This is a genomic window from Paenibacillus sp. E222, from assembly GCF_013401555.1.
Classification (GTDB): Bacteria; Bacillota; Bacilli; order Paenibacillales; family Paenibacillaceae; genus Paenibacillus.
Genome location: NZ_CP058552.1, coordinates 3,359,889 through 3,382,887, shown reverse-complemented (window position 1 = coordinate 3,382,887; position 22,999 = coordinate 3,359,889). Strand labels below are relative to the sequence as shown.

At 47.7% G+C, this 22,999-nt stretch carries 21 protein-coding genes and 1 other RNA gene; 1 reads left to right on the top strand and 21 read right to left on the bottom strand.

Features of this window, described 5'->3' with window-relative positions:
• Nucleotides 1–31: 31 nt before the first annotated feature.
• A complete protein-coding gene (locus tag HW560_RS15080; RefSeq protein ID WP_179263742.1) occupies nucleotides 32–1,558 on the bottom strand; it encodes a MocR-like pyridoxine biosynthesis transcription factor PdxR in 1,527 nt (508 codons plus the stop codon).
• 109 nt (nucleotides 1,559–1,667) lie between these two features.
• Here HW560_RS15080 and HW560_RS15075 point away from each other — a divergent pair, with 109 nt between their 5' ends.
• Nucleotides 1,668–2,897 (top strand): aminotransferase-like domain-containing protein, encoded by a 1,230-nt coding sequence (locus HW560_RS15075; protein WP_179263740.1) that lies wholly within the window; start codon nucleotides 1,668–1,670, stop codon nucleotides 2,895–2,897.
• 238 nt (nucleotides 2,898–3,135) lie between these two features.
• On the opposite strand, the gene rnpB is transcribed toward HW560_RS15075, so the two are convergent.
• The 20 genes from rnpB to floA all read right to left on the bottom strand — a co-directional run bounded on the left by rnpB (nucleotide 3,136) and on the right by floA (nucleotide 22,890).
• Nucleotides 3,136–3,545, bottom strand: an RNA gene (rnpB, locus tag HW560_RS15070) — RNase P RNA component class A.
• A gap of 81 nt (nucleotides 3,546–3,626) precedes the next feature.
• Complete coding sequence (locus HW560_RS15065; RefSeq protein ID WP_179263738.1) at nucleotides 3,627–4,742, bottom strand: Nif3-like dinuclear metal center hexameric protein; 1,116 nt, start codon at nucleotides 4,740–4,742, stop codon at nucleotides 3,627–3,629.
• The gene (locus HW560_RS15060; RefSeq protein WP_179263736.1) at nucleotides 4,718–5,476 is read right to left on the bottom strand and encodes a tRNA (adenine(22)-N(1))-methyltransferase; all 759 of its coding nucleotides are present in this window, start codon (nucleotides 5,474–5,476) and stop codon (nucleotides 4,718–4,720) included. Before HW560_RS15060 ends, HW560_RS15065 begins: the two co-directional genes overlap by 25 nt.
• Nucleotides 5,477–5,659: 183 nt before the next feature.
• Nucleotides 5,660–6,799, bottom strand: a complete 1,140-nt coding sequence (gene rpoD, locus HW560_RS15055; protein WP_024628459.1) for an RNA polymerase sigma factor RpoD — start codon at nucleotides 6,797–6,799, stop codon at nucleotides 5,660–5,662.
• Nucleotides 6,800–6,842: 43 nt separating this feature from the next.
• Nucleotides 6,843–8,663: a DNA primase gene (dnaG, locus tag HW560_RS15050; protein WP_179263733.1), complete on the bottom strand. Its 1,821-nt coding sequence runs from the start codon at nucleotides 8,661–8,663 to the stop codon at nucleotides 6,843–6,845.
• A gap of 47 nt (nucleotides 8,664–8,710) precedes the next feature.
• Nucleotides 8,711–9,199 (bottom strand): YaiI/YqxD family protein, encoded by a 489-nt coding sequence (locus HW560_RS15045; RefSeq protein WP_090901596.1) that lies wholly within the window; start codon nucleotides 9,197–9,199, stop codon nucleotides 8,711–8,713.
• Nucleotides 9,200–9,406: 207 nt separating this feature from the next.
• A complete protein-coding gene (gene glyS, locus HW560_RS15040) occupies nucleotides 9,407–11,482 on the bottom strand; it encodes a glycine--tRNA ligase subunit beta (RefSeq protein ID WP_179263731.1) in 2,076 nt (691 codons plus the stop codon).
• Nucleotides 11,475–12,362 (bottom strand): glycine--tRNA ligase subunit alpha, encoded by an 888-nt coding sequence (gene glyQ / locus HW560_RS15035; protein ID WP_024628463.1) that lies wholly within the window; start codon nucleotides 12,360–12,362, stop codon nucleotides 11,475–11,477. Before glyQ ends, glyS begins: the two co-directional genes overlap by 8 nt.
• Before the next feature lie 410 nt (nucleotides 12,363–12,772).
• Nucleotides 12,773–13,525 carry a DNA repair protein RecO gene (recO, locus tag HW560_RS15030; protein ID WP_179263729.1) on the bottom strand — a complete coding sequence of 251 codons (753 nt, stop codon included), beginning with the start codon at nucleotides 13,523–13,525 and terminating at the stop codon, nucleotides 12,773–12,775.
• A 33-nt stretch (nucleotides 13,526–13,558) separates the two neighbouring features.
• Entirely contained in the window at nucleotides 13,559–13,699 is a 141-nt protein-coding gene (locus HW560_RS15025; protein ID WP_179263727.1) for a YqzL family protein, read from the bottom strand.
• Nucleotides 13,700–13,800: 101 nt separating this feature from the next.
• Nucleotides 13,801–14,700, bottom strand: coding sequence for a GTPase Era (gene era, locus HW560_RS15020; protein ID WP_090901607.1), 900 nt, complete (start codon nucleotides 14,698–14,700; stop codon nucleotides 13,801–13,803).
• A gap of 41 nt (nucleotides 14,701–14,741) precedes the next feature.
• Nucleotides 14,742–15,155 carry a cytidine deaminase gene (locus HW560_RS15015; RefSeq protein WP_090901609.1) on the bottom strand — a complete coding sequence of 138 codons (414 nt, stop codon included), beginning with the start codon at nucleotides 15,153–15,155 and terminating at the stop codon, nucleotides 14,742–14,744.
• A gap of 277 nt (nucleotides 15,156–15,432) precedes the next feature.
• Nucleotides 15,433–15,804: a diacylglycerol kinase family protein gene (locus HW560_RS15010; RefSeq protein ID WP_163755376.1), complete on the bottom strand. Its 372-nt coding sequence runs from the start codon at nucleotides 15,802–15,804 to the stop codon at nucleotides 15,433–15,435.
• Entirely contained in the window at nucleotides 15,804–16,301 is a 498-nt protein-coding gene (gene ybeY, locus HW560_RS15005; RefSeq protein WP_063567028.1) for an rRNA maturation RNase YbeY, read from the bottom strand. The genes HW560_RS15010 and ybeY overlap by 1 nt, the downstream gene beginning before the upstream one ends.
• 33 nt (nucleotides 16,302–16,334) lie before the next feature.
• On the bottom strand, nucleotides 16,335–18,584 hold the full coding sequence (locus HW560_RS15000) for an HD family phosphohydrolase (protein WP_090901618.1): 2,250 nt from the start codon (nucleotides 18,582–18,584) through the stop codon (nucleotides 16,335–16,337).
• A gap of 15 nt (nucleotides 18,585–18,599) precedes the next feature.
• Nucleotides 18,600–19,571 carry a PhoH family protein gene (locus tag HW560_RS14995; protein ID WP_090901621.1) on the bottom strand — a complete coding sequence of 324 codons (972 nt, stop codon included), beginning with the start codon at nucleotides 19,569–19,571 and terminating at the stop codon, nucleotides 18,600–18,602.
• A gap of 6 nt (nucleotides 19,572–19,577) precedes the next feature.
• Nucleotides 19,578–20,771 carry a sporulation protein YqfD gene (yqfD, locus tag HW560_RS14990; RefSeq protein ID WP_090901624.1) on the bottom strand — a complete coding sequence of 398 codons (1,194 nt, stop codon included), beginning with the start codon at nucleotides 20,769–20,771 and terminating at the stop codon, nucleotides 19,578–19,580.
• On the bottom strand, nucleotides 20,768–21,061 hold the full coding sequence (gene yqfC / locus HW560_RS14985; RefSeq protein ID WP_024628472.1) for a sporulation protein YqfC: 294 nt from the start codon (nucleotides 21,059–21,061) through the stop codon (nucleotides 20,768–20,770). Before yqfC ends, yqfD begins: the two co-directional genes overlap by 4 nt.
• A 172-nt stretch (nucleotides 21,062–21,233) precedes the next feature.
• Complete coding sequence (locus HW560_RS14980; RefSeq protein WP_179263725.1) at nucleotides 21,234–21,866, bottom strand: hypothetical protein; 633 nt, start codon at nucleotides 21,864–21,866, stop codon at nucleotides 21,234–21,236.
• A gap of 13 nt (nucleotides 21,867–21,879) precedes the next feature.
• Complete coding sequence (gene floA, locus HW560_RS14975; protein WP_076288088.1) at nucleotides 21,880–22,890, bottom strand: flotillin-like protein FloA; 1,011 nt, start codon at nucleotides 22,888–22,890, stop codon at nucleotides 21,880–21,882.
• Nucleotides 22,891–22,999 lie beyond the last annotated feature (109 nt).

The window sequence follows — 22,999 nt, the reverse complement described above, 5'->3', positions numbered from 1 at the left end:
TGGATTGGATGTATGTCCGTGTTCCGAAAAATTATATAAGCGGGAGCCTGTCCGCCGTTGCCCCACCCTGTTGCGGTGTAATGTTCTTAATGACACTGCATAATACCCGCAGCCCTTCACATAACAGATCCTGTTTCGTAACCGTAAAGCAAATCCGCAGACTCGCCGTATCCGTTTCCCCCACATAACAGGCAGAACCCGGCAAAAAGGAAACACCTGCGGCAAGCGACTGGCGGTGCAGCTCATGCATATCCAAGCCATCCGGCAATTGCAGCCATAAGTTTAGTCCCCCATCAGGCAAAGTCCAGTACATCCCGGGAGGACCATGTTCCTCCAGTACCGTCGATGCCGCAAGCAGTCGGGAATATAACTCATCCCTCAATCGTGCTGTATACTCACTGTATTGATGCTGTATGAAAGATTGCAATGCTTTTTGTGTAAGCAGCGGACTTCCGAGATCCGCAGTGGATTTGGCTGCAACAAGTCGGGTGAGTACACTTCCATCTGCAACCGCACACGCCACACGACAGCCGGGGGATAATACTTTGCTGAAGCTTTTGATATATATCACATGGCCCGTCCCATCCATGGATTTAATGGAAGCAGGCGGCGGATCACGGAAATACAGATCGGCGAACGGATCATCCTCCAGAATGAGACAATGATAGCTTTGAGCAAGGTTAAGCAGTTGCGCACGCCGTTTGGCACTCATCGTAATACCTGTAGGATTGTGAAACGTAGGAATGGTATATATCAACTTGGGCGGGTATGTATCACATAACCGGGTTAACAAATCAATACGCATACCATCATCATCCATAGGCACCGTAATAATCTTCGCTCCTCTGCTTGTGAACACATCAATGGCTCCCGTATAGCTCGGTGCTTCCATGTAGACGACGTCGCCAGGACCAACAAACGTACGCGCGACAAGATCGATTCCCTGCTGAGTACCGCTCGTAATCAGCATCCGTTCAGGCATTACCCGCAACTCTCTTTCTGCAAAGTGCCCGGAAAACGTCTGACGCAGTTCTCGATCTCCCTGAAAGGAACCATAAGCAGCCATGCGCTCTGGATGATCGGAGGAAAGCCGGTACGCACTATCGATAATCTCTCGTGTTGGCAACAATTCAGGCTGAATTGCCGACATATGCAGCTCATATTTAACTTGAGGAGATGCGTCAAAATGTCTCCAAAGCTGTGCTCGAGGCAAATAATCTACAAGAGCCATCTGCCAGTTCCAGGGTGTGCTGGATTCATTCTTTGCATGGGTACGGTGAGTCTTCTCCATCTCCATATCCTCCGTTATCTCCAGCTCTTGCGCCCCCCGTACATAACAACCCTTCCCCTGGGAGCACGTAACCAACTGTATCGCTTCGAGCTCGGCATAGGCTTTGGACACAGTGACCAGGCTGACGCCCAGATCTGCGGTCATTTTACGAACCGACGGCAGACGGGTTCCAGGCTCGATTAGTCCAGACCTTATTCGGTCAGCAAGTGTAAGAGCAATCTGAACATATAATTTGGTGCTGCTTCCCCGTTTCAATTCAATATGCACACATGCACCCTCCCAACTGTTATGATCAGCATTTTACTGTTATACAGCATTCAGTCTATGATAGTTTATAATATCAGTATAACAGTGAATAACAGGAGATGAGAATAATATGAATACCCCTTGGTCTAAAATGGCACAAAATACCCCGTCCTCTGTCGTTCGCGACATGTTGCAGGCTGCACAGGCGCCTGGAATGATTTCTCTTGCCGGCGGGTTACCTGCCCAGTCATCATTCCCGCTTGAAGCCATACGTGACGCATACGAAAAGGTATTCATGGGTGGTTCAGCGGCTCTTCAATATGCAGAGACGGAAGGTTTCCGACCACTACGTGCCAAAATTGCCGAACGTCTTGAATCCAAGGGCATTCCCGCTTCACCTGATCATATGCTTCTGACTACCGGATCTCAGCAATCCATTGACCTGGTGTGCCGCATTTTACTCGATCCAGGCGACAGCGTATTGGTTGAATCACCAACCTATCTGGCTGCCCTTCAGGTCATTCATTCCTATCAGGCTGAGGCGCGCGGTGTTGCCTGTGATGATGACGGAATGTTGCCTGAATCACTGGAGGAACAGCTGCAATTGCATCGTCCCAAGCTCGTTTACATTAACCCTACCTTCTCCAACCCGTCGGGCAAAGTATGGAGTCGCGCCAGACGCCAGCAAGCCGTAGATCTGTGCCGGAAATACGGGGTACTGATTCTGGAAGACGATCCCTATGGTGAAATCCGCTTTAAACCGGAGCAGCTGGATGCCCCTGCACTGGCGCAGCTGGATGCAGCATCCTATGAGGGTCCATCCAATGTCATCTACACCAGTACATTCTCCAAAACAGTAGCTCCAGGCCTCCGTACTGGCTGGATACTGGCTGCTCCGGATGTAATCAAAATAGCTGCCCGCGCCAAACAGGGGGCAGATTTGCACTCCAGCAGCATCGACCAAAGAGCACTTCATGCGCTACTGGAGTCTTTCGATCTGGACGGACATATTCGCAATATCTCACTGAATTATGAACAACGGATGAAAAAAATGACCACACTCATGGCTGCAAAATCGTGGGATGGTATCTCTTGGAACTCACCTCAAGGCGGAATGTTCCTATGGCTGCAACTGCCTAAGGGCATGCTGGCCAGCAATCTGTTCACGTATGGAATTCAGGAGAAAGTATGCATTGTACCAGGGGATTCCTTCTATGCGGGTACACCGGAGCTGAACCGTATGCGGATCAACTTTACTCATACTGATCCAGATCTGCTTCCTGAGGCTGTAGAGCGTATGGATCGTGCCATTCAACGCTGGCATGCATCATTACAGTCAGATAGTGTAGTTACACTGTAACGAACTGTCATCCACTGTTTCATTCGGAACAGTTTCTCATTCCAACGAATAACAACAAAAATAAGGCGTCAGACCCGAGAAATCTCGAAGTCTGACGCCTTATTTATATGACCTGCGAGTGCAGGAAATCTTTTTAATATAATCGCGTCCTTCTGATCAGTCAGGCACATCAGATACAATTCCTTCTGTTTGGCCCTTGACTGATAGTGGACTGCACTTGTTACTGTTGTGTTGTAGTTAGGAAAGCTTACCGTAAGCCGGGTTCTGTGCTCTTCGTGGTTCAGACGGGAACTACCCTCCCACCACAAGCGACAATCATCTATCTAGGCCATACATTGCTGCACAGCTCAAGCGACCAACCTAGACACACCTCGGGCTAAGGCTGCCTTCTCCAAAGAGTCGACTGTGTCCCATTAGGTCTTGCTCCAGATGGGGTTTACCAGGAACGAAGTCACCAGCGTTCCTCGGGGTCTCTTACACCTCGGTTCCATCCTTGCCTGTGCCGGAAAATCCGGCCATCGGCGGTCCATTTCTGTGGCACTATCCTTCAACTCGCGCTGACTGGACGTTATCCAGCATCCTGCCCTGTGGAGCCCGGACTTTCCTCTCGTGGCAACGAAGGCCACCAGCGATTGTCTGTCAAGCTTTCCGAACAACATTACATAGTATACAGGCATTTGGGTTTACAAACAAGTCTAATCTTACTGGAAGCCATGAGCCCGAGTACTTTTAGATAAACTGAAATACTTCCGTGTTTACCTCGGATGCACTTACTTGTGTGTCATAACGTTTGTCTTCCAAACGTAAACGCAGCCAGTCCGCAGTTTTCGGTTTCATGATTTTCTCCGCATTATGCCCGACATCGATAATACACATGCCCGCCATCAGCGCATCATGAGCCGTATGATAATCAATGTCTCCAGTTACGATAACATCGGCCCCTTTGAACCGTGCTGGAAGGGTATAACGGCTGCCTGAACCGCCAAGCACGGCTGCTTTTTTGATCTGCCGATGGAGATCCCCTACCACCCTAACGTATGGCACATCCAGTTGGGCCTTAACGACCTCCACCAGCTCACCGAGTGTCTTTGGTTGTTTGAGTGGTCCCAAGCGCCCCAGACCCAGCGTACGGCCTTTTAAATCCATTGCATACAGGTCATAGGCCACTTCCTCATACGGATGAGCCTTCAGCATCGCTTGTATAACCTTGCTGCGCAGACTCTGCGGTACAATGGTCTCAATCCGCATTTCCTCTACACGCTCCATCTGTCCCTCTGTACCGATGAAGGGCTGTGTCCCCTCACCCGGTACAAAAGTACCTGTACCTTCGGTGTTGAAGCTGCACTTATTGTACTGACCAATACTGCCAGCGCCGGCTTCGAGGATCGCTTGGAGCACCTGCTCATGATGGGTGCGGGGTACAAATACAGCCAATTTAAATAAATGATCTGTATGTACATCCTCAAGTGATTCCTTGCTCTCTATTCCAATGGCCTCGGCCATCCAGTCATTCATGCCACCTTCAGCCACATCCAGATTGGTATGACTAATGTACACCGCAATATCATGCTTGATCAGCTTCTCGTACAATTTCCCCATGGGTGTATCTGTATTCAAGGATTTGACTGGACGGAAAATGATGGCATGGTGCGCAATAATCAGATTGGCTCCAATCCGAATGGCCTCGTCTACAACTTCGTTTGTAACATCAAGCGCGATAAGAACGTGCGTAATTTCCTTTTGCAAACTGCCAAGCTGAAGACCAATCCGATCGTCCGGCACGGCCAGATGTTTGGGAGCAAGCTGCTCCATCAATTGAATTACAGTTTGACCTTTGGCAAACATGAGAGTACCTCCTTCAAGTTCACAATAAGACGCTCCACCTCAGCCGCCTTGTCCCGTGAGGACTCCTGATCGGATTTGGAGATGGACTGCACAACACTTTGCAGCTTGACGATTTCGCTCTCCCATTTGGCAAAAAAAACATCCGTAGGACGGTCTGTTAAATAAGGCCCCATGCGCAGCAGCAAATCTGATGTCAATACCACTCCGCCTTCAAGCGGTCGTGCGCGATACACTTCCTCATTGGCAATCGGACTGAGTTCCTTCGGCATTGCTGTAACAATCTCGTACACTTTGCCATCTTCCTCAAGCAGCTGCTCTGCAACAACCACCCAGTGATGTTCCAACAACCAACGTCTGAGAATATCCTCACCAACATTAGGCTGCAAAATGAGAAGCTTGACCTCATCCAGCTTGGAGAGGCCGCGATCCAGAATGGAGGCAATGAGTGCTCCTCCCATACCGGCAATGGTGATAACGTCCACTTCTCCTGCAGAGATGATATCCAAGCCATCACCACGACGTACTGTAATTTGTTCCTTCAGTCCAGCATCGCTGACTTGCTTGCGTGCAGCTTCATAAGGGCCGGGATTAACTTCTCCGGCTATTGCAGTAACTGCTTTCCCGCTGCGTACTGCCGCTACCGGAAGCAAAGCGTGGTCTGAGCCAATGTCAGCCAAGCGGCTGCCTTCGGGAATTTGATCATGTATCCGCTGTAATCGATTCGAAAGTTTCATGAAGCACCTACACCATTCATTTAATTTATTGATTTGCATTGAACAACGAAAAGCGATAAAATGAAATCCAATAAAACATTTCAAGGATGAATTACCAAAACCAAGAAATTTAGATGTTCAATTTAAAAATAAAGGAGACCCCGCCGCCGCTTAAGCGTCTTGCGGAAAGTCTCCCATAGTGATTTATTCGAGGAAATCTTTAAGCCGTTTACTGCGGCTAGGGTGACGCAATTTACGAAGAGCCTTGGCTTCAATCTGACGAATACGCTCACGCGTAACACCAAATACCTTGCCCACTTCTTCCAGCGTTCTTGTACGTCCATCGTCCAGACCAAAACGCAGACGAAGCACATTCTCTTCACGCTCAGTCAAAGTATCCAGGACATCTTCGAGCTGTTCTTTCAGCAGCTCATAAGCAGCAGCATCCGCCGGAGCCAGCGCTTCCTGATCCTCGATGAAATCACCCAGATGGGAATCATCTTCCTCACCAATCGGTGTTTCCAAGGAAACCGGTTCCTGAGCAATCTTCGTAATCTCACGAACTTTTTCCACACTCAGATCCATCTCGGCAGCGATTTCTTCTGGTGTCGGTTCACGCCCAAGTTCCTGCAACAGCTGACGGGATACCCGGATCAGCTTATTGATCGTCTCCACCATATGCACAGGGATACGTATGGTACGCGCCTGGTCCGCAATCGCACGGGTGATCGCTTGGCGAATCCACCATGTCGCATACGTACTGAATTTATAGCCCTTTTTGTGGTCGAACTTCTCAACAGCTTTGATCAGACCCATGTTACCTTCCTGAATCAGATCCAGGAACAACATGCCACGTCCAACATAACGCTTGGCGATACTGACCACGAGACGAAGGTTAGCTTCAGCCAAACGACGTTTCGCCTCTTCATCCCCGTTTTCAATCCGTTTAGCCAGTTCTACTTCGTCATCCGCAGACAACAAAGGTACACGACCAATTTCTTTGAGATACATACGAACAGGGTCGTTGATTTTGATTCCTGGTGGAAGGCTCAGATCATCATCAAAGTGGAATTCATCGTCTCCCTCTCTGGTGTTGTTCTCGGAATCTTCACTAGGGCGAAGGGTTACCTCTTCATCATTTTCGTTCACAACATCAATACCCAGATCGCTCAGTTGTTCATAGAACTCATCCATCTGCTCAGCGTCTTGCTCAAACGGGGAGAGTTTTTCTATAATTTCCTTGTAGTTCAACGAAGCTCTTTTCTTACCTGACTCAATCAATTGATCCTTAACCTGATCCAGCGTCAATTCTGTTTCTAGTTCAGTATGCTGATCATTCGCCATAACTCGACTCCCTCCTCCCTAGAAACATCCAACATTCAGACGTTCACTGTCTCTCTAGGGCAATCATTTCAATTGCAATTTGTGCCGCGCGTACAGAATCACCTGCCCGCTCTGCAGCAATCATTTCTTCTTTTTTCAGGTCGTACTCTTTCTTACGCGGATATTTCAGCACTTCCCTGATGCAATCGTCGAGCACTTGAATACTCCATTCACCTGGACCATCCATCATCGAGATTGAACTGACCGTTTTTTCCAGTCGGTCGTCATGCAGCGAAGACATAAAACGGCTTGTATCCGACGGTTTGCCTTGCGCATAATAGGCATATAGATAAGCAGCAATAGCTGCATGATCATCCAAGTTAAAAGCTTCACCAAGATGCTCATTCACGTACTGGGCAGCCTCATCATCCTGAAGCATCCAGGAGAGCAGCTTGCGTTCAGCAGCGTGGTAAGCCGGCAACAGATTGGGTGTAGGCACCTGCCTATTTTGTTGCCTACCATTATTCCACCTTTTCGGGTTATTATCCCCATACTGGAGGTTATTTTTCATGGCCTCCCGTTCTTCATTACACTCCTGTTTCAGTGTTTCAAATGAAACATCCACTTCCGCAGCCAGTTCCCGAAGATATACTTCCCGTTCTGTAGGAGAAGATAAAGGAGCAATAAGTTTGACCGCTTCCTTGGAATAAGCGATTTGTCCGCCGCCTTCTAGCAGTATATGGTTTTTTTTTAGGTTTATAAGCTTAAATTTTGTAGTCGTTACGGCGCCGTCCACAATCTGGTTTCGGAACCGTTCACCACCATACTTGCGGATAAAATCATCCGGGTCGAGCCCATCCGGTATCAGAGCAATTTTGACCTGCAATCCGGCTTCCTCAAGAATAGGGAAGTTTTTGAGTGCTGCAGCCTGTCCGGCTCGATCGCCGTCATAACATACGATGACTTCATCACACATGCCTTTAAGCATCAATGCCTGATTCTCAGTGAGCGCGGTACCCATTGCCGCTACACCGTTCTGGATATCCTGATCCCAGGCGGAGATAACATCGCCATACCCTTCAAACAATATGGCCTGCCTTTGTTTGCGAATTGCATTTTTGGCATGATGCAGATTGTAGAGAACACGGCTTTTGTTAAATAACCGGGTTTCCGGTGAATTGAGGTACTTCGGTTGCCCGTCTCCCAAAATGCGACCCGCAAATGCAATCGGCTTACCGCTCCTGCCATTAATCGGAAACATGACCCTGTCCCGGAAACGGTCCACATACCCCTGACCTTCGTTTCGCGGTGACAGTAAACCACCCTTTTCCATCTCTTCAAGCGGAAATTCGCGCTTTTCCAGAAATTGTACCAAGGTATCCCAGCGATTAGGCGCATAGCCAATCTGGAATTGGTCAATGAGTTTGTCGCTAAACCCACGTGAGCGTAAATATTCCATAGCCACTTTACCGTGCTCTGTATTTTTCAATAAGAAATGGTACAGCTTCGCGGTAAGCTCATATGCTTCCAATAAACGTTCAGTCTCTGGATTAACATGAGCCGATTCACGCCCTTGCCAGTCCCCCATTGAAATGTGGCTTTCTTCTGCCATCGTCTTGACAGCCTCGGGAAAGGATAACCCTTCGATTTCCATCCTGAATTTGATGGCATTTCCACCCGTGCCGCAACCGTAGCAATAGAAAATTTGTTTCTCTGGCGTAACTGTAAACGAAGGCGTCTTCTCAGAATGAAAAGGACAGAGGCCTTTCATATATTTCCCCTGTTTGGTCAGATGTACAAATCGGCTCACCGTATCGACGATATCATGCTGCTGTAACACCGATTCAATAATGCTTTCGGGTATACCGCCTTGTCCGGTACTCATCTTGGTCCACCTTCATCTCTTTAACACGTAAATATTATTCGATAAACTTACACATTCTCCTGCAAATCTTTCAAAAGTTTTGTCAGTTTATGTTGAAAAATTTCCCGATCCTGCTCTGTGAAGGGCTTTGGGCCTTTTCCATAATGCCCTCTTTTTCGAGCTTTGGCTGCAGTATGACGGGAATCCAGCATGAAATCAATGTCACGATCATTAAACTCACGACCACGAAATGATAAAACATAACAACGTTTGCCAAGTGCGAGCGCCGCCAGTCCATAATCCTGTGTTATGACCACATCGTACGGCTTGATGTGATTGGCAATGTACAGGTCTGCACTCTGATCACTTCGATCTACCTGAACGGTGCGCACGCCTTCTCCGCCCTGAAGAAAATGGTCAAATGAAGAAACCATCAATACAGGAACTTTGAATCGGAGAGCTGTTTCAGCGATCTCAGCTTTGACCGGGCAAGCATCACCATCCACAACAATGTGCCGTACATTCAACTCACTCAAAGCCAGACCACCCGGTTTCATAAAATAGCTGCATATTGTAATATACGACCCCAGCCAGTCAAAATCCTTCTGACCGGTCTATGGAAATCAAAGGCTAAAATACGGAACGGCTGTAAATATAAATTTTTCACAATCCGTTCCGTATATTTATACCCTCATATATCCTTCTTTAATACTGAATTTATACTTTGCCGCAGATCTGTCCTACCGGAGCAGAAAAGGACCAGACTACCAGACCAATTTGGAGAAATCAGCAAAAGCTTTCAGATCCCGGTCAATGGCTGCAAGCAATGCCAGACGATTCGCACGCACAGCCTCATCTTCAGCCATAACCATAACCGAATCGAAGAATACGGTGATCGCTTCCTTCCAAGCCGATGCAATCGCGAGCGCTTCAGCAGCAGCATGCTGAGACAATACCTGACGATATTCCTCATTGGTTTTGCTCCATGCTTCATGCAGCTGGCGCTCTCCTTCTTCAGTGAAGAGTTCTGCATGAACCGAAGCATTGGATGCTTTGGCAGCCAGATTACCCACACGGTTGAAGGATTCGACGGTTGTTTTGAAGGCATCTCCCGTTTGAACAGCTGCCATGAGTGCCTCACCTTTTGGAACTACCGCGCTGATATCATCAAATCCGGAAGAAATCACTGCGTCCACAACATCATAACGGACCGTTTCCGACAACAGTTTTTTCACACGAAGACCGAAGAAGTCCTGCAAATCTTTACGCACCTCTTCATCCGCACGTTTCAACAGGTTCATCTGAGCATGCACTTGAAGTGCCACGCCGAATACATCGGATAATGTCAGCGGAAGATTGTGATCCAGCAAAATTTGGACGATACCTGCTGCCTGACGGCGCAGTGCGTACGGATCTTGAGATCCTGTAGGAATGATATTGATCGAGAAACAACCTACAATTGTATCCATTTTATCCGCAGCACTCACTATAGCACCAACGAGCGAAGCAGGAGATTGATCCCCGGCAAAGCGTGGCTGATAGTGCTCAAACACCGCTTTGGCCACTTCTTCTTTTTCACCAGCTTTGCGGGCATAATCTTCACCCATCACACCTTGCAGTTCAGGGAATTCTCCCACCATAAGTGTAACAAGGTCGAATTTGCAGATATCTGCTGAACGACTCACCGCTTCGGCTACATCATCAGATACTTGCAGTTTGCTAGCCAAACCATCCGCAATTTTGCGAATACGGCGAACTTTATCTCCAACCGTTCCCAGCTCTTCCTGGAAGACGATACTTTCCAGTTTCGATAACGCATCCTTGATCTCCAGCTTCTGGTCTTCCTCGTAGAAGAACTTGGCATCAGACAGACGTGCACGAAGTACCTTTTCGTTCCCTTTTGCAATGACATCCAGTGAATCGCTGCCGCCGTTACGAACCGTAACGAAGTATGGAAGTAATTGTCCATCATTATCAAGCACCGGGAAATAACGTTGATGCTCACGCATCGAAGTAATCAGTACCTCTTGTGGAATATTCAAAAATGAAGATTCGAATGTTCCGAACAGCACTGTTGGTGTCTCAACCAGGAACAGAACCTCTTCGAGCAAATCTTCCTTGATTGCAATATCCCATTTTTTCTCGGCAGCCAGTGCCTGGATCTGGGATACAATCATTTGCTCACGTTCTTTGATATCTGCAATGACGTGCTCGGAACGAAGCACTTCCACATACGAAGCGGGATCCGAAATAACCGCCTCTTTACCGAGGAAACGATGTCCACGTGTTACATTGCCAGACTTTACGCCTGCAACTTCCAACTCAATAACATCGCTGCCCAGCAGAGCGACAATCCAGCGAATCGGACGTACAAATTTGAAATCATACGAAGCCCAACGCATGAATTTCGGGAACGTCATGGCATGCAGTATGGCCAGCAAACCCTGACCAATCACAGAGGACGTTTCCACGCCTTTGCTGCTCTTGGTTGCGTAGATATATTCCACGCCGCTCAATTCCTTGAATGTAAACTGATCCGGTTCAACACCCTGACTGCGGGCAAATCCGAGTGCGGCTTTACTCCAGTTGCCACTGTCGTCCAGAGCTATTTTACGGGAAGGTCCTTTTACTTCTTCCTCCACGTCCTCCTGTTTCTCGGCAACATCCTTGATCAAAACAGCCAGTCGGCGCGGTGTGGCATAGGCATTTACTTCACCATAAGCAATGCGGGATGCATCCAGCCATTTCACGACACGATCCTGCAGCTGTTCAATTGCTGCTCGCATGAAGCGAGCAGGCACTTCTTCCAGACCAATTTCAAACAACAGATCCTTAGACATGCTCAGCTCCCCCTTTCTTGATCAGCGGGAAGCCGAGCTTCTCACGCTCTTCCACATATGTTGCAGCTACTTGACGAGCCAGATTACGCACACGGGTAATGTACCCGGTACGCTCCGTTACACTGATTGCTCCTCGCGCATCCAGCAGGTTGAACGTATGTGAACATTTCAACACATAGTCATATGCCGGAAAAACCAGATTCTGAGCCATTGCCTTGTTCGCTTCCTCTTCATGCATGTTGAAGAGCGTAAACAACATTTTGACATCAGATACTTCAAACGTATATTTGGAGTGTTCGAATTCAGGCTGACGGAACACATCACCATATGTAATGCCGTCTACCCATTCCAGTTCAAACACATTTTCTTTTTCCTGAATGTATGAAGCAAGACGCTCCATACCATACGTAATCTCAACCGCTACCGGGTTCGTCTCGATCCCACCGACTTGTTGGAAATACGTAAATTGGGTGATCTCCATACCGTCCAGCCATACTTCCCAGCCAAGACCCGCACAGCCGAGGGAAGGGTTCTCCCAGTTGTCTTCAACAAACCGAATATCATGTTTGAGCGGATCAATGCCCAATTGTTTCAGACTTTCCAGGTAAATCTCCTGAATATTGTCCGGCGAAGGCTTGATAATAACCTGGAATTGATGATGCTGATAGAGACGGTTTGGATTTTCTCCATAACGACCATCCGAAGGACGGCGGGACGGCTCTACATAAGCTACTTTCCAAGGCTCGGGTCCAAGCGAACGCAAAAAGGTCATCGGATTCATCGTACCTGCCCCTTTTTCCGTATCATATGGTTGAACAATAATACAGTTGTGCTCGGCCCAGAATTGTTGCAGCGTGAGGATCATCTGCTGAAAATTCATAATCATGCTCCTTTTCGATGGTTTGTGGTGAACAAGCCTAGAACGGTACAGACAATAAAAAGCCCCCGTCCTACGCCTGTTATACAGACATAGGGACGAGAGCTATTCCCGCGGTTCCACCCTACTTGGCTTAGATATAAACAGGAGATCCTGTTCATTCAAGCCCACTTTTCCGTGTCATTCATGCTCCCGAGTGCCATTTCACAGACCGATTCAACCCGGCTCCCACCATCCCCGGCTCGCTCACACAAGATTAGTAAGGTCAACCGACCCCTTCTGCTCCTGAATGTAATAAATCCAGTCTCCTACTTTCTCGTTCAATGCATGTCTCCAAAAGAGAAATTATATTTCATAATATATAAAAATAAGTACGAAGTCAAGATATATTAATTATTTCGTATCAAGACGACTCAAATCCCGTACTTTTCCATTTGATCAAGAAAAGAACGGGATTTGAGATTCAAGCCAAGCTGATGATCCATAAAGGCCCTCATGATTTTTTTGATCTCATCCCGGGTGCCTTCGCTCACCGATATATTACCAAGCCTTTGCAGATCCAGCTGTTCAAACAGACGCAAGAGCTTCAACGTCTTCGGACTAACGGACATCGCGGGAGGATCAAAGTGTTTGCAAGCACGGCACAGAACGCCCCCGAGTCTAGGACTAACAAATAATTGCTCATCCGGACGTTCGTGACCACAAGAAATGCAATCATCAAGCTGAGGTCCGTACCCGGCTGCCTGTAATATTTTCATTTCATACGGACTTGTGATGACGACCGGATCCTTCTCTTCCTTCAACGCCTGAAGACAGGCTTTCAACTGTTTGAACCAGAACGTGCCCGTCTCTTCATCCTGCAACACACGATCCAGCAGTTCACAGGCATAAGATGCATAGGAGGCCTTTATCAGATCTTCACGCAGCTCGTGATAAGATTCGATGATCTCACCTGCGTTTAGTGTCCCCAGACCGGTGTTGCGAAAATATACATATTGACCGTACGTAAATGGCTGCACCAGTGCAGCATGTCGGCTTTTGGGCTTTTTGGCACCGCGGACGAGTACCCCTACTTTCCCGCCGCTTTCGGTGCAAAGCGTAATGATTTTGTTCCCCTCGCCGTAGTCCATGCTGCGGATGACAATCCCTTCCACCCTATATAGCATGCCTCGTCACCTAACCATTCCCGAATTAGCCAATTAACCTTCGGCTTCTTCATCTTCAATCACTTCCCTTGCAGGTTCAGAGTCCTGTCCCACCGAGCCACACGCCTCGGCATACAACAGATAGGATTCCACATCCCCCGTCATCGCAAAAACCTTCCACGAAAAATCTCGCATCGGAATTTCATCCTCTCTTCGGAAATGACGTCTGCTTCTACCAGATAGGATGGAGTCCTGCAAGGTAAACTATGTGATGCAATTACTGGATACTACATTTATTATTCGCGACCGAATCCCAGATCTCTCAGCACTCGCTCCTGGTTTCTCCAGTCCTTCTTCACTTTAACCCAAAGATCCATGAAGATTTTGGAGCCCAACAGATTCTGAATATCCTGACGGGCACGTTTCCCCACTTCTTTGAGCAAGGCACCCTGTTTTCCGATAATGATCCCTTTTTGTGAATCACGCTCCACAAAGATGACGGCTGAAATATAAACGACGCCGTTGTCCTGTACTTTCATATCCTCAATCGTTACTGCAATGGAGTGAGGAACTTCTTCGCGCGTCATTTGCAAAATTTTCTCCCGAATTAACTCGGCACAAACAAACTGCTCTGGATGGTCTGTGACCTGGTCATCTGGATAGTACTGCGGACCTTCCGGCAAATACTTGCCGAGCTGCTCCAGCAACGTGCTTACATTGCTGCCGAGCATGGCAGAAACAGGTACGATTTCAGCGAAATTGTGCAGCTTGCGATATTCCTCAATCAGCGGAAGCAGTGCTTCCGGCTCAATTTTATCAATTTTGTTCATGACAAGAATGACAGGCGTCCGCACATTTTTCAATTGTTCGGCAATATAACGGTCACCACCGCCCATGCCTTCCGAGGCATCGATCAGGAACAGAGCAGCTTCGACTTCTCCGAGCGTGTTCAAAGCGGTCTGGTTCATGTAATCGCCGAGCTTGGATTGACGTTTGTGAATCCCTGGCGTATCCAGGAAAACGATTTGTTGTTGTTCCGATGTATATACACCATGAATCTTATTACGCGTCGTTTGTGGCTTGTCCGACATGATCGCAATCTTCTGTCCAATGACTTGGTTCATCAGTGTGGATTTACCTACATTGGGACGTCCAATAATGGCTACAAAGCCGGATTTGAATGCTTGTTTTTTCATATGTTCCTCCTCAGGCGCCTAGGCCTGGAATGTATTGGTTTTTACTTTTTAGCAGAGTTCAGATCAGATGGTCCAAAAGCCCATGGCAATAGTTCGGCAACTGTAGTTTCCTGCAGATCACCTTTCAAGTTACCCAGAATAACTTTCATATCCGGTTCACACAGCTCGTACATTACTTGACGACATACGCCGCATGGAGCAATCGGGCCGTCTGTATCTCCTACAATGGCCATGGCTTTGAAACTGCGTGGTTGCTTACCTCCTGCAATCGCGCTGAACATAGCTGTACGCTCAGCACAGTTGCCTGGCGTATAAGCAGCATTCTCAATATTACAACCATGATGCACATGTCCCTCACTGTCAAGCAAAGCTGCACCTACACCAAAATGAGAATAAGGCGTATACGCTTTCGTACGTGCCTTAATTGCTTCTTGCATCAATAAACCATTATCCATAATTAATCTCTCCCTTTGGGGTGTATATAAAGTTCTATCCTATAGATTAAGTTCAACTAAATCCAAATACACTGACCACTTCGCTGCCAGAATAACCTTTCAATCGCTGTTATCCTCTGATTTTTTTCATTCACTTTCTCCAAAAGTGAAAATCCGATGATAAAGGCGAACGCTCCGCTTTTCCAGGTTTTTTCTGTCTTCTCCGTTATTGTGTATTTTTAAGAAGTTCAACTTAAAAAAGGTCCAACTTTATCGTTGTTGTGTATTGTAAAAAGAATCAGAGCAAACCCAGCCAGCTCATCACCGGCTTAATGAAAACGACACACCCGATGATGACGGCGAACACCGCAGCCAGCAAAACTGCACCGGCCGCGGTGTCCTTCGCCGCTTTTGCCAGCGGATGTATATGCGGATGCGCCAGATCTACCGCAGCTTCCACTGCTGTATTCATCAGCTCCGTCACAAGAACCAGAAAGACAGCTGTTAATACAAACATCCAGTCCGTTCTGGAAATCCCGAAAAAAAAGCCGGCTGCACACATCAAAATGGCGACTCCTGTATGAACTCTTACATTCCGCTGAGTCCGCAGCCCGTATACGATTCCTTCCGCAGCATTGCGGAATACCATCCCCCAGGAGCGCCTTTTCATTATCGTGTCAACCCGGCTTGGGCGAGTACCGCTTCCTGTTTGCCCATCATTTCGGCTTCGCTGGCTTCATCCTGATGATCATATCCAAGCAGATGCAAGAAGCCATGAACAAACAGGAACCCGAGCTCACGTTCAAATGAATGGCCATATTCTTCACTCTGCAGAATGGTCCGTGGAACAGAAATAATAATATCCCCCAGCACATCAGGCATTTCTTCCATTTCCTCATCCTCGTCCAGTTCGTAGATGATATCCAGCTCCTCATCCACAGTCTCATTCATTGCAAAAGACAATACATCTGTTGGACGATCAATGCCGCGATAGTCACGGTTCAGCTCATGAATCTGCTCATCATCTACGAAAGTCAGGGCTACTTCCCCGTCCGCAACACCCTCTGCTTCCCCTGCAAGGTTCAGCAGCTGTTCCAGCATTGCAATCATCGGTTCGGTAATTTCTTTATCCTGTTGTTCATTATTCCAAGCTAGGTTAAGACTCATTCTTTCATACTCCTGTCTTCTCATATTAGCGAATCAACCTGCTTCAGGCGAGGTTGGCTTCGGTTTCTTCATTTCTTCCGGATATTCAATCCTGGAGTGGAATATGCCCATAACGGTTTCCTTAAGGGTCTTGGCGACGATATCCAGCTCCCGCATCGTCAGATCACAATCGTTAAACTGATGATCGTCCAGCCGACCTTTAATAATCTTTTCGATCATGGACTCCACTTGTTCCACAGTAGGTTTCCGTAAGGAACGAACCGCAGCTTCCACGCTGTCAGCAATACCAACAATTGCCGACTCTTTGGACTGAGCCTTGGGACCCGGATAACGGAAATCATCTTCCGTAAAATCAGGTTCTACTCCTGCTTCCTCAGCCTGACGCAGTGCTTTGTGATAGAAATAATGCAGGAAAGTTGTTCCATGATGCTGCTCAGCAATGTCCCGAATAGGCCTTGGCAGCTTGTAGTCCTTCTGCATTTCCACACCATCGCGTGCGTGAGCCACGATAATGGACTTGCTCAGCTTTGGATCAATCGAATCATGCGGATTTTCCATATTGTTTTGATTTTCAATAAAATAAATCGGTCGCTTGGTCTTGCCAATATCATGGTAATACGAGCCGACCCGACATAACAACCCATTGGCACCGATTGCCTCCGCGGCGGCTTCTGAAAGGTTTCCTACCATCACACTGTGGTGATATGTGCCCGGTGTCTCTGTTAGCAGTTTGCGCAATAGTGGGTGATTAGGATTAGACAGTTCCACCAGTTTCAGCGCAGACAAGATGCCAAACGAGGTTTCAAAAAACGGCATCAGCCCAATAACCAATATGGCGGTCAGTACGCCACCGGCAAACGCAAATCCGATGCCGTACAGCGTTGTCGTCCGGTTCCAGTCACTTGAGTCAATCAGAGCCAGCGTGAAAACTGCGATCGATCCGAAAAGACAAACCATAATGGCGCCTTTCAGGATCGTAGACCGCTGACTTGCCCGATGGGTGGCGAAGATCGCAACAAACGATACTAACACGGCGAAGAATCCAAGTTCAAAGTCAAAAATCTGACCCTGATGTGTATTCAAAATAATGCTCGACAGCATGCCGATAATAATCGAGCAGACAAAGGCAAGCGATGTATCCAGCAGCAATGCAATTAGCATGGCTCCTACGGCAACAGGAGCAAGAAAGCCTACGTATGAATTCTCACTGGTCTGGAGTATCGCAGTAACATGCATAACCACAATCGTAATGATAAATATGAGAACAAGCATCAGCAGCTGAGCATTATTATATTTGAAATGCGTTCCGCTGAATTGCTGAATGTACATGAGAATCGCTGCAGACAACAGACAGGACAGCATAAGTAGTCCAAGCTGAGGCCAATAGTTCACTTCGTTTTTCAGCAAATCGTTCTCGCCCAGAAGGGTGTACATCTCCGGGGTAATCATCTCACCCTTGGCAACAAGCGTATCGCCTTGCTTGATAAACACCGTTTGAGTGTTCTCACGAGCCTGTACTTTAGCTTCTTTTGTACCCTCTTCATCGTAGAAGCGGTTGGACGTCACTACAAGACGAGCAAGCTCCTGCACAACCTCACGCTGCGTACGCTTGCTTAAGGAGCTCACACTCACCATCTCGGCCACTTTGGCACGAGCTGTTGTTGCCTCACTAATCTGGTCGGTCATTAATCTGGAGACGATATCCCGAGCGACGGCCTTCATCTCCTGAATATCATCCGAAGTCAGACGTGAAATTTTGATATATGTCTCTTCCGGGATGCGGTAGCTCTGCTCCTGTACCACATTTCTGATCTCTTCCAACAGAGTTTCGGAGTATGTACCCGCTTTCCGGTTGTTGTTGATAAAGTTGGAAACAAAGTCTTTCTGACGCTGTGGTATTTCATCACGATAGATGTCAATCTTGTCCTGACTGGAAATCTGATCATCCTGATTCAGTCGATCAATACGATCAAGCAGAGTCGTTATCAGATTTTCGTTCCGCATCTGCACGATCTGAAACATCGGCTGCACACGTTCAGCAGCTTCTTCTTGCGCTTTCAGTGTAGCCTTGGTATTCGGGATCTGCATGGGCGCAGCAATATTGACTTCACTCCGTGTGCCTTCCTGGATATCATACCGCTCAGGGAGCAGCTTGGAAGCAAGACCCACGTAGAAGAGGATCACCAGAAACAAAAACAGAAGATAGCGTGCCCACACGCTATACTTCCATCCTGTAGCTCTATTTTGAAAAGATTTGCCTTTTGACAGTTCCTTCGAGGTCATCGAGACAATCCCTTTCTATTCTTGATTTTCTGCGGCGTGGTTATAGGCGACGATAATTTTCTGGACGAGGGAGTGCCGTACAACGTCTTGCTCGGCAAAATAGACAAATCCAATCTCTTCCACTTGGCCCAGGATTGTATTTGCCTCCACAAGCCCCGACTTTTTGCCGCGCGGTAAATCGATTTGTGTCACGTCACCAGTAATGACCATTTTGGAGCCAAAACCGAGACGGGTCAGAAACATTTTCATCTGCTCCGGTGTCGTATTCTGGGCTTCATCCAGGATAATAAACGAATCATCCAGTGTACGTCCCCGCATATAGGCTAGAGGTGCAATTTCAATCAAACCGCGCTCCAGTGCTTTCGCAGTCTGCTCTTGTCCCATAACATCGTACAAAGCGTCATACAGCGGCCGTAAATAAGGATCAACTTTTTCCTGAAGATCACCAGGCAAGAAACCAAGACTCTCTCCCGCTTCAACTGCAGGTCTTGTGAGCACGATCCGCTTGACGCTTCCTTCCTTAAGTGCTGCCACAGCCAGCACAACAGCAAGATACGTTTTACCTGTACCGGCAGGACCGATACCAAATACAACATCACGTTTTTTAATTGTAGTTACATAGTGTTTCTGTCCAATCGTTTTAACACGGATCGGCTTCCCACGGTACGTCGTTGTAATCTCGCCTTTGAACAAATCCAGAAGCTGGTCTGCACGCAGTTCTTTTGCCAGCTCAATGGCATACTTAACGTCCCTTTCGGTTAACACGTATCCGTTACGTACCAATTGCAACAACACATCAAATAATTGTTCAAGCGATTCTACATTCTGAATGTTGCCATGGATTACAATCTCCGCTTCACGGGATGCGATCTGGGCAGGAATCTCGGATTCAATTTGTTTCAGAAAAATATCTTGGGGTCCAAAAAGAGATTGACCCTCTCCCGCACTTTGGAGGGAGATTCGTATGCTGCGTGTTTGCTCTGACAAATAGCCTCATTCTCCTTGACTATGGACTAACGGAAGTTCTTCCGCAATGCTTTCTTCCACTTCAAATAATACTTTCATATAAACTTTACCATTCTCTTTCTTCTCATGCAAAATTTTTTCGCTTAAAATTTTCGTTCCTTTGCCGTTTTTAGCGATAATATCGTTTCTTGCTCCTTCCAATCCTTTCGTTCTAGCCCATTCAACCGTGTGCTGCTCCTCTTGTTCCCGCGTTTCCAAATCTTTCTCTGTCAGCCATCCCATGGGAAGTGTGAAGGATCTCCAGGTCAGCGGCTTATGATCACTTTCGGTATCAAATGTGGTAAAAGGCGTATTCCCGTATCCCCAGAGTTGTACCGCCCATTTCCCCAGCACAATGTAAAAACGTTCCTTGCTTTCTCCAGTCATTGTATTATGTTTCTGCACAAGAGGGACTTCGACTTGATATTCACGCCATACCAGTCCGCGCACTTCCCCTTTGGCAACAATGGTCTTTGTATTCTCTTCATCTCCCAAAATACCGGATATCAGGACCTGTCCCTTCTTGACACGCATGTCCTTCTGCACGACAGGGCGCCCCTGCTCGGCATAAATTTGAGTGATTACAGCATCTGTTTTACTGACCAAGTGTCTCGGGTTCAGCAGTGGTTCACGCTTGGGCTGTGCTGACTCCACAACCTGGATGGTGATGGTTGTCCCTTCTTTGCTCACCCCGATCCAGGTTACATCTGGAAGAGCCAGCGCGAGCTGTCTGGAGAGCTTGTCCTGGCTTTGCAGCCGAAATCCCCACTGGAAGGGATAGATACCTTCTTTCTTTGCTGCTGCGAGCACTTCATCCGTGGGAATCGTCACATTGCCTTTCACTTCTACATCCCAAACCATCGATGACAATGCAAACAGAGCTGCTACAAAAAACAACATGCCGCCCAGAAAGAACTTCCTTCTTAGCAAACGGGCTGCAAAAAAAGGAAACCCACTTCGGTGTGTCACCTTTACCCGGCAGCCTGTCCGTTTCAGCAAAGGACGCAGCCTGAAAAAATGCGGTAGCAGAATATTCATTTCTGCCTTGCGTCCGTCATGGGCACGCAGGTCCCATACTTCCAGTCCCTGCTCTGCCAGCGTATTGATTAATGCTTCAATATCCCCCCCAGTAACCGTGATTCGGACTGCTCCGCGCAGTTTGTACAGACTGGGCTGCTTCATCCGTTCCCCTCCGCTCCATTCATATGAATATCCAGAATTGTTCCTTCAACAGCTACTTCATCCGGCAAAATATTTCGAATCATCAGTTCAGTCCCTTTGATCTCCAACTGACCCTGTGAGAGAGCCAGAACGATGCGATCCGGTGTAAAATGAATGACACCACGATGATTCTCTATATACAATTGCTTTGTGCCGATCAGGGTTAACCGTGGCATATCGTAAAGCACGTCCTGCGGCAGATCCAGAACTTCACTGGTCCATCTGCGCAGCTTGCGGCTGATCCGGGTCATTCGAAGGTCTTCCCCCTTCCTCTACAGTTCAACTTATGCGCAGATTCCTGAAATTATGAAAACTACGGAACGTGTTAGATGTGAAAATAAAAAGAGGCCTAAACAGAAAAAAGCCGTCGTCTGGGATTATGCTCACCAGAGACGGCTTTTCACTTATTAAAACCATATGAAGTTATAGTTTGCCTCGTGTCCCAAAGGGTTGTTTAGAGCGCGGAGAACCGAGAACTTCTGCCCACAACACACCAGTACGAATGTCTTCCCGGCGAAGCTGGGACGTTCCAGACTCACTGGATGAAACTTCATCCCAACCCGAGTCAGACACAACCGGTGTATTTGCAGTAGAAATACGATCCAGTCGCTCTCGAATTTCACGTTGTCGTTGCTCCATCACTTTCATTTGTTCTTCAAGCGAGTTTGCCATTCCACCCAAAGAACTCCGTCCTCCTAAATCGTCATCAACGGGACGAGCAGATGTCGTCGCCGGCTCTGAATAGGTTTGATCATAACGATCATCATACTGATCATCTTCATACTGATCATCTTCATACCGCTCATCGTACCGTTCGTCATACTGCTCGTCATAGCGGGGATCAGAAGGAGCCGATGACTGCTGCGGTGCAGTATTCCCCCGCGAGCGATCATCCCGATCTGAATCACCACTCCCTCCAAACGTTGGCATCCCGTTACTTGGACGCTTTTTATTCGGATCAGCCGACTTGGCTGCTTTTCCAATGAAGGAAAAGAGTGCAAAAGCGATGACTGCTACAATATACAGATTGTTAAAAATCCATTCAAATAGGCCCATATGCACTCACCGCCTATCTTCCGTTTTTGGAATCACCCTGATCGTTGGAGTTCGAACCTTCACCAGGTTTTCCCAATGTGTTACGCATTTGAGTATCTGCTTCAATGTTTTTCAGGTTCATGTAGTCCATTACACCAATTTTACCGCTGCGGAGTGCTTCAGACATTGCCAGAGGTACTTGAGATTCGGACTCAACCACACGCGCTCTCATTTCCACTACGCGCGCTTTCATCTCTTGCTCTTGAGCTACGGCCATAGCACGACGTTCTTCCGCTTTCGCCTGTGCAATACGTTTGTCAGCCTCTGCCTGCTCCGTTTGCAGGAAGGCACCAATGTTTTTACCTACATCCACGTCCGCGATATCAATAGACAGGATTTCAAAAGCGGTACCTGCATCCAGACCTTTGGACAATACGGTACGGGAGATGAGATCCGGATTTTCCAGGACGTCTTTATGGGAATTCGAGGAACCGTTCGTACTTACGATACCTTCGCCGACACGGGCGATAATCGTCTCTTCACCCGCACCACCGACGAGGCGGTCAATATTGGCACGAACCGTAACCCGTGCTCTTACTTTAACTTCGATACCATCTTTGGCTACCGCAGAAACAATCGGTGTTTCAATAACACGTGGGTTTACACTCATCTGTACGGCTTGCAATACGTCACGACCTGCAAGGTCGATCGCTGCTGCACGTTCAAATTCGAGTGGAATGTTCGCACGTTGTGCAGCAATCAGGGCGTTAACAACTCGGTCTACGTTACCACCGGCCAGGAAGTGACTCTCCAGTTGGTTCATTGTCAATTGAAGTCCGGCTTTAGTTGCTTTAATCAGTGGATTTACGATCCGGCTAGGCGTTACACGTCTTAGTCTCATCGCTACCAGCGTGATAATCCCCACGCGTACGCCCGATGCAAGGGCTGAGATCCAGAGCATCACCGGGAAAAAGCTGAAGAATACGCTCAATACGATAATCGCAACTACCGCAATGAGCAAAACCGTAATCAAGGTTGGTTCCATAGTCAAAATTCCTCCATTTGCAATTTGATTTTTGTAAGAAACATGATAAAGACGGTGTGGAACTTTGCTGCTGTGCATTGATTCACACCACTCCACTAGCAGCCTCCGT